Origin of the sequence: Streptomyces sp. NPDC014894 (assembly GCF_043080985.1) — a bacterium.
Classification (GTDB): Bacteria; Actinomycetota; Actinomycetes; order Streptomycetales; family Streptomycetaceae; genus Streptomyces.
The window spans coordinates 243,657-250,994 of the sequence record NZ_JBIBWD010000011.1 but is presented as its reverse complement, the minus strand read 5'-3'; the positions used below and the strand labels follow the sequence as shown (position 1 = coordinate 250,994).

Here is a 7,338-nt window from a genome sequence, read left to right as displayed (position 1 = left end):
AGGGCCCAGGTCTCCGTCCTCAAACGCCGGACCGGCTGGATTTCACGGCGCGGGTCGCCCATTCCAGCCTCGCCGGCGATTGAGGCGCGGGGGATCGGGGGCAGGCCCCCGACAAGGACCCGCACAGTGCCAGGACCAAGTCGCCCAGGTCCGTCCTCAAACGCCGGACGGGCTGGAACTGTCCCGTGCGGGCACCCGGGGCCCGGGGCCGTCCTCGAGCGCCGGGTGGGGGGGTGGGGGCTACATGCGGGCGATGTTGCGTTCGTAGACGAGGCGGAGGCCGATGAGGGTGAGCCAGGGCTCGTGTTCGTCGATCTCGGAGGACTCGCCGAGGACCATGGGGGCGAGGCCGCCGGTGGCGATGACGGTCACGTCCTGCGGGTTCTCCGGGGCCAGTTCCTTCTTCATGCGGCGAACGACCCCGTCGACCTGCCCGGCGAAGCCGTAGACGATGCCGGACTGCATGGCCTCGACGGTGTTCTTGCCGATCACGCTGCGCGGACGGGCCAGCTCGATCTTGCGGAGCTGGGCCCCCTTCACGCCGAGCGCCTCCACGGAGATCTCGATGCCCGGGGCGATCACCCCGCCCGTGTACGCCCCCGCGGTGCTCACCGCGTCGAACGTCGTCGCCGTACCGAAGTCCACGACGATCGCGGGCCCCCCGTACAGCTCCACGGCCGCCACCGCGTTGATGATGCGGTCCGCGCCGACCTCCTTGGGGTTGTCCATGAGGATCGGCACCCCGGTCTTGATGCCGGGCTCGACCAGGACCGCCGGGACGTCCCCGTAGTAGCGGCGGGTCACCTCGCGCAGCTCGTGGAGGACCGAGGGGACGGTGGAGCAGATCGCGATGCCCTCGATGCCGTCCCCCAGCTCGACCCCGAGCAGCGGGTGCATGCCCATCAGGCCCTGAAGGAGTACGGCCAGCTCATCGGCGGTGCGACGGGCGTCGGTCGAGATGCGCCAGTGCTCGACGATCTCCTCCCCGTCGAAGAGGCCGAGGACCGTGTGGGTGTTGCCGACGTCGATGGTGAGCAGCATCAGGCATCCGCCTCTCCGGGCTCGGAGGAGGACGCCTCGCGCAGGTCGAGGCCGATGTCCAGGATCGGCGAGGAGTGCGTCAGGGCCCCCACCGCGAGATAGTCGACGCCGGTCTCCGCGTAGGCGCGGGCATTGGCGAGGGTGAGCCGGCCGGAGGACTCCAGGACCGCCCGGCCGGCGACCAGGGCGACGGCCTCCGCGGTCTCGGCCGGGGTGAAGTTGTCCAGCAGGATCAGGTCGGCGCCCGCGTCCAGCACCTCGCGGACCTGGTGGAGGGTGTCCACCTCAACCTCGACGGGCAGCTCGGGAAAGGCCTCCCGTACCGCCTTGAAGGCCTGTGCCACACCGCCCGCCGCGATCACGTGGTTGTCCTTGACGAGGGCCGCGTCGGAGAGGGACATCCGGTGGTTGACGCCGCCGCCGCAGCGCACCGCGTACTTCTCCAGGGCGCGCAGCCCCGGTGTGGTCTTGCGGGTGTCGCGCACGCTCGCGCCCGTGCCCTGCAGGGCGTCCGCCCAGGCGCGGGTCGCGGTGGCGATGCCCGAGAGACGGCAGAGGATGTTGAGCGCGCTGCGCTCGCCCGTCAGCAGCTCGCGCGTGCCGGTGGTGACGGAGAGCAGCTTCTGGCCCGCCTCCACCCGGTCGCCGTCGCTGACATGGCGCTCCACCTCGAACTCGCTGGTGGCGACGACGGAGAGCACCGCCTCGGCGATCTGGATCCCCGCCACGGTGCCCGCCTCGCGGGCGGTGAAGTCGCCGGTGGCGATCGCGTCCTCGGGGACGGTGGCGGCGCTGGTGACGTCGACGCCGCCGTCGAGGTCCTCGCTGAGCGCGAGATGGGCGACGTCCTCGACGATGACGGGGTCGAGCCCGGCCTCGGCCAGCAGCGCGGCGAGCGCGGGGTCGAGCCCGCACTCGTAGATCTCCTCGCCGCCTGCGTCCTGACCGCAGCCGCAGGAGTCCCCGCAGCCGATCTGGATCAGCGGTACGTCCACGGGGAGCGGACGTTCTTCGGGCGTGCTCACGGCTGGTGCTCCCTCGGGGCGGTGGGTGGAAACGCGGTGCCGTCGGTGCGGGTGACGACGAGCGAACGGTCGGGTGCGACCCGGACCACCAGATGGCGGTGGAAGGCGGTGTCGTCCCGGTCGGGGCGGTCCTCGCGCCAGTGGCAGCCGCGGGTCTCCTCGCGCTCCAGCGCGGCGGCGGCCAGCACCTGGGCGACGCGGAGGAGGTTGGTGGTCTCCCAGGAGTCCACCCCGGGCTCGCCGGCCTTGACCCGGCCGTCGCCCTCGGCGGCCGCGCGGTCGATCCGCGCCAGCGCCTCGGCGGCGTCCCGCAGGCTCTCGGCGGAGCGCAGCACGCCCGCGCCGTGGGACATGATCCGCTGGATGTCGGCGCGGGCCTCGGGCGCGATCAGGGGCAGCGCGGCGGCGGGCCCGGACTCGGACTCGGACTCGGGCCCGGGCGCGCCCGCCGGGGCCGGGGGGTGCGCGGCGATGTCGGCGGCGATGCGCTCGGCGAAGACCAGTCCCTCCAGGAGGGAGTTGGAGGCCAGCCGGTTCGCGCCGTGGACTCCCGTACAGGCGACTTCGCCGCAGGCCCACAGGCCGGGCACGGTGGTGCGGCCGTGCAGATCGGTACGGACGCCGCCGGAGGCGTAGTGGGCCGCGGGGGCGACCGGCACCGGTTCGGTGACCGGGTCGATGCCGTGGGCCCGGCAGGCGGCCAGAATGGTGGGGAAGCGCTGCTCCCACATGGCGGCGCCGAAGTGGCGGGCGTCCAGATACATGTGGTCCGCGCCCTGCTCCCGCATCCGCCGCATGATCGCCTTGGCGACGATGTCGCGGGGGGCCAGCTCGGCCAGCTCGTGCTGTCCCGCCATGAAGCGGACGCCCGCGGCGTCCACGAGATGGGCGCCCTCCCCGCGTACCGCCTCGGAGACCAGCGGCTGCTGGCCCTCCGAATCGGCGCCGAGGAAGAGGACCGTCGGATGGAACTGGACGAACTCCAGGTCCGACACCTCGGCCCCGGCGCGCAGGGCGAGGGCGACGCCGTCGCCGGTGGAGACCGCCGGGTTGGTGGTGGCGGAGAAGATCTGTCCCATGCCTCCGGTGGCGAGGACGACGGCGGGGGCGTGGACCGCTCCGACGCCGTCGTGCCGGCCCTCGCCCATGACATGGAGGCTGACGCCCGCGGTCCGGCCGCCGGCGTCGGTGAGCAGATCCAGCACGAGCGCGTTCTCGACCGTGCGGAGCCCGGCGTCGCGGACTGCCCCGACCAGGGCCCGGGAGATCTCCGCGCCGGTCGCGTCGCCGCCCGCGTGCGCTATCCGGCGGCGGTGGTGGCCGCCCTCGCGGGTGAGGGCTATGCCGCCCTCCGCCGAGGCGTCGAAGCGGGCGCCGGCGGCGATCAGCCGGTGGACGGCTCCGGGGCCCTCGGTGACCAGGGCGCGTACGGCCTCCTCGTCGCACAGGCCCGCGCCCGCGACGAGGGTGTCGTCCAGATGCTGTTCGGGGGTGTCTCCCTCGCCGAGCGCGGCGGCGATGCCGCCCTGGGCCCAGCGGGTGGAGCCGTCGTCCAGCCGGGCCTTGGTGACGACGACGGTGGAGAGCCCGGCGGCGGCGCAGCGCAGGGCGCAGGTCAGGCCCGCGACGCCGGAGCCGACGACGACGACGTCCGCGGTGATGGCCCAGCCGGGGGCGGGGGCGGCCAGCCGTATGCCCGGGCCCTTCGCGCGGTGGGTGGTCACGAGGCGGCTCCGAACCTGAGGGGGATGTTGTCGATCAGCCGGGTGGCGCCGACCTTGGCGGCGACGGCGAGCAGGGCCTCGCCGTCGTGGCCGTCGGGGACCTCGGTGAAGGTGGCCGGGTCGACCAGGGCCAGATAGTCGAGGGCGAGCGGCGGGGCGGCGCGGGCGGCCTCGTCCAGGACGGCGCGGGCGGCGGCGCGCACCGCGTCCGCCCCGCCGGGGGCGGCGTGGGCCACGGCCGCCGCGTCGGCCGCGGCGCGCGCCTCGCCCAGGGCGGAGAGCGCGGCGGCTCGGTCGGGGGCGCCGGGGGCGGCCTCGGCGCGGGCGCGCAGCGCCTGCTGGGCGGCGAGGCGGTCGCGGGCGGCGAACAGGGCGCGGGAGAGGGCGAGCGCGGTCTCCCGCTCGGCGGGCGAGAGATAGCGGTTGCGGCTGGAGCGGGCCAGTCCGTCGTCCTCGCGGACGGTGGCGACGCCGACGATCTCCACGGGGAAGTTCAGATCCTGGACCATCCGCCGGATCAGGGCGAGCTGCTGGGCGTCCTTCTGCCCGAAGAACGCCAGGTCGGGGCGGGTGAGATGGAGAAGCTTGGCGACGACGGTGAGCATGCCGTCGAAATGGCCGGGCCGGCTGGCGCCCTCCAGCAGCTCGCCCACGGGGCCCGCGGTCACCCGGACCAGCGGCGCTCCGCCGGGGTAGACCGCGGCGGCGGCGGGCGCGAAGACGATGTCCGCGCCGGCCGCCCGCGCGGTGTCGAGGTCGGCGTCCAGGGTGCGCGGATAGCGGTCGAGGTCCTCGCCCGCGCCGAACTGGAGCGGATTGACGAAGACGGTGACGGTGACGAAGCCGTCCTCGCCGACGCGCTCCCGGGCGGCGCGGATCAGCGCGGCGTGGCCCTGGTGGAGAGCGCCCATGGTCATCACGACGGCCGTCCGGCCGGGGGCGGCGCGGTCGCGGAGGACGGCCGCCAGCCGCTCCGGATCGGGGACGAGCGCGAAGTCGCGGGCGGTCGCGGTCATCATCGGTCGTCCTCCGCCAGTACGCCGAGGAGGTCCTCGGCCAGCTCCGGTTTGAGCAGTCCGTGGGCGAGGGCCCGGTCCGCGGTGGTGCGGGCCATCGCGAGATAGCCGGCGACGGTGCCGGGGGCGTGCTTGCGCAACTCGGCGACGTGCGCGGCGACGGTGCCGGCGTCGCCCCGGGCGACGGGCCCGGTCAGGGCGGCGTCCCCGGAGCGCAGGGCGTTGTCCAGGGCCGCGCCGAGGAGGGGGCCGAGCATCCGGTCGGGGGCGGCGACGCCCGCCGTGCGCAGCAGCTCCATCGACTGGGCGACCAGCGTGACCAGGTGGTTCGCGCCGAGCGCGAGGGCCGCGTGATAGAGCGGGCGGGACCGCTCCTCGATCCACTCGGGCTCGCCGCCCATTTCGATGACGAGCGCCTCGGCGGCCAGCCGCAGCTCGTCCGGGGCGGTCACGCCGAAGGAGCAGCCGGCCAGCCGCTGGACGTCCACGCCGGTGCCGGTGAAGGTCATCGCGGGGTGCAGGGCGAGCGGCAGGGCGCCGGCGCGGGTCGCGGGGGCCAGCACCTGGACCCCGTACCGCCCGGAGGTGTGCACCAGCAGCTGGCCGGGGCGGACCGCGCCGGTGTCGACGAGCCCCTCGACCAGGGCGGGCAGCGCGTCGTCGGGGACGGTGAGCAGCACCAGATCGGCGCGGGCCATGACCTCGGCGGGCGGGACGACGGGGACGTCGGGGAGCAGCTCGGCCGCTCGGCGCCGGGACGCCTCGGAGACTCCGGAGACGGCGACGGGGCGGTGGCCGGCGAGCTGGAGCGCCGCGGCGAGCGCGGGTCCGACGCGGCCCGCGCCGACGACGCCGACCGTCAGACGGGCCGGTCGGTGGCGCGGGTCGAGCGGTTCTTGCGGTGCTGTGGGAATCACGCGGTGCCTTCCGTTCCAGTCCGCGGCGGGTACCGGACGATGTGCCCGTCATGCTACGCCAGCGCCCCATAAACCCCTCGAGTCGTCCACAGGCCGTGGGCGAGGATCGGACGATGGACGAGACGACGGAAGAGGCCCTGCGGCGGCGCCGGCTGGCCGCCTGGCGCGGTTCGCGGCGGATGCTGTGGCGGGGTCCGGCAGACCGGACCGTCGGCGAGCGGCTGACGCAGCTGGCGGCGGACGCGGGCGAGGTCTGCGATCCCGGCGACACCCCCGATCTGTACGGCGACGGGGTCGTCGCGGAGCTGGAGCGGCGGGTGGCCTCGCTGCTCGGCTTCCCGGAGGCGGTGTACTTCCCGACCGGGACGATGGCCCAGCAGGTGGCGCTGCGGTGCTGGGCGGGGCGGACCCGCGACACGACGGTGGCGCTGCATCCGATGGCGCACCCCGAGCGTCATGAACGGGGTGCGTTCGGCGCGGTCAGCGGATTGCGCACGGTCCACCCGACGCGGGAGCCGCGGCTGCCGACGGCGCGGGAGGTGACCGACTTCGAGGAGCCGTTCGGGGCGCTGATGCTGGAGCTTCCGCTGCGGGACGCCGGATTCCTGCTGCCGGAGTGGGACGAGCTGACCGAGGTGGTGAAGGCGGCGCGGGAGCGGGACGCGGTGGTGCACTTCGACGGCGCGCGGCTGTGGGAGTGCGCCTCCCACTTCGGCCGCCCGCTGGCGGAGGTCGCGGCGCTCGCGGACAGCGTGTACGTCTCCTTCTACAAGTCGCTCGGCGCGCTGTCGGGCGCCGCGCTGGCGGGCCCGGCCGAGGTGATGGCGGAGGCGCGCGCCTGGCGGCACCGGTACGGCGGCCTGGTCTTCCAGCAGTACCCGGCGGCGCTGACGGCGCTGCTGGGGCTGGAGCGGGAGCTGCCGAGGCTGCCGTCGTACGTCGCGCACGCCAAGGTGGTCGCGGCGGCGATGGCGGACGCCTTCCGCGAGGCGGGCGTCCCGTGGTTCCGGCTGAATCCGCCGGTGCCGCACACCCATCAGTTCCATGTGTGGCTGCCGTACGAGTCCGAGCGCCTGGGCCGGGCCGCGCTGGAGCAGTCGGAGGAGACGGGGGTGACGCTCTTCCGCGGCTGGTATCCGGAGGGCGGTGCTCCGGGGACGTCGATGACGGAGGTGACGGTGGCGGGGCCGGGGTTGGAGTGGACGGAAGGGGATGTGGGGGAGGCGGTGCGGGGGTTTTTGGGGCGCGTGGGGTAGCCCCTCCGGGGGGTGGGGGTGCGGGGGGCTTGAGGTTTGGGGCCTCCGCGTGGCCCCGGGGGGGTGGGCGCGGGCGCCGGGCGGGCTGGGGGTGCTCGGGCCCTGTTGGTGCGGGTGGCCCGGGGGCAGGGTCCGTCCTCAAACGCCGGACGGGCTGCAACGGCTCGAACCCCGTTGGTGCGGGAGGCACGGAGCCAAGGGCCGTCCTCAAACGCCGGACGGGCTGCAACGGCTCGAACCCCGTTGGTGCGGGAGGCCCCGATCCAAGGGCCGTCCTCAAACGCCGGACGGGCTGCAACGGCTCGAACCCCGTTGGTGCGGGAGGCCCCGATCCAAGGGCCGTCCTCAAACGCCGGACG

General features: G+C 75.0%; 6 protein-coding genes. 1 reads left to right on the top strand and 5 read right to left on the bottom strand.

Going from position 1 to position 7,338, the window contains the following annotated elements; all coding sequences use genetic code 11:
• Positions 1–240 precede the first annotated feature (240 nt).
• The 5 genes from ACF089_RS26280 to ACF089_RS26260 are packed head-to-tail and all read right to left on the bottom strand — an operon-like array spanning position 241 to position 5,723.
• A complete protein-coding gene (locus ACF089_RS26280) occupies positions 241–1,041 on the bottom strand; it encodes a type III pantothenate kinase (RefSeq protein WP_392031184.1) in 801 nt (266 codons plus the stop codon).
• A complete protein-coding gene (nadC, locus tag ACF089_RS26275) occupies positions 1,041–2,066 on the bottom strand; it encodes a carboxylating nicotinate-nucleotide diphosphorylase (protein WP_392031181.1) in 1,026 nt (341 codons plus the stop codon). The genes ACF089_RS26280 and nadC overlap by 1 nt, the downstream gene beginning before the upstream one ends.
• Positions 2,063–3,790: an L-aspartate oxidase gene (locus tag ACF089_RS26270; RefSeq protein ID WP_392031179.1), complete on the bottom strand. Its 1,728-nt coding sequence runs from the start codon at positions 3,788–3,790 to the stop codon at positions 2,063–2,065. The genes nadC and ACF089_RS26270 overlap by 4 nt, the downstream gene beginning before the upstream one ends.
• Positions 3,787–4,809, bottom strand: a complete 1,023-nt coding sequence (panC, locus tag ACF089_RS26265) for a pantoate--beta-alanine ligase (protein WP_392031176.1) — start codon at positions 4,807–4,809, stop codon at positions 3,787–3,789. Before panC ends, ACF089_RS26270 begins: the two co-directional genes overlap by 4 nt.
• Entirely contained in the window at positions 4,806–5,723 is a 918-nt protein-coding gene (locus ACF089_RS26260) for a Rossmann-like and DUF2520 domain-containing protein (RefSeq protein WP_392031173.1), read from the bottom strand. The genes panC and ACF089_RS26260 overlap by 4 nt, the downstream gene beginning before the upstream one ends.
• A gap of 113 nt (positions 5,724–5,836) precedes the next feature.
• Between ACF089_RS26260 and ACF089_RS26255 the strand changes: the two genes are divergently transcribed.
• Entirely contained in the window at positions 5,837–6,979 is a 1,143-nt protein-coding gene (locus ACF089_RS26255; protein WP_392031171.1) for a threonine aldolase family protein, read from the top strand.
• The last annotated feature ends 359 nt before the right edge of the window (positions 6,980–7,338 follow it).

Excerpts from the sequence above, each read along its gene's own strand:
- panC (WP_392031176.1), bottom strand. The coding sequence starts at position 4,809 with ATGATGACCGCGACCGCCCGCGACTTCGCGCTCGTCCCCGATCCGGAG.
- ACF089_RS26280 (WP_392031184.1), bottom strand. The coding sequence starts at position 1,041 with ATGCTGCTCACCATCGACGTCGGCAACACCCACACGGTCCTCGGCCTC.
- ACF089_RS26255 (WP_392031171.1), top strand. The coding sequence starts at position 5,837 with ATGGACGAGACGACGGAAGAGGCCCTGCGGCGGCGCCGGCTGGCCGCC.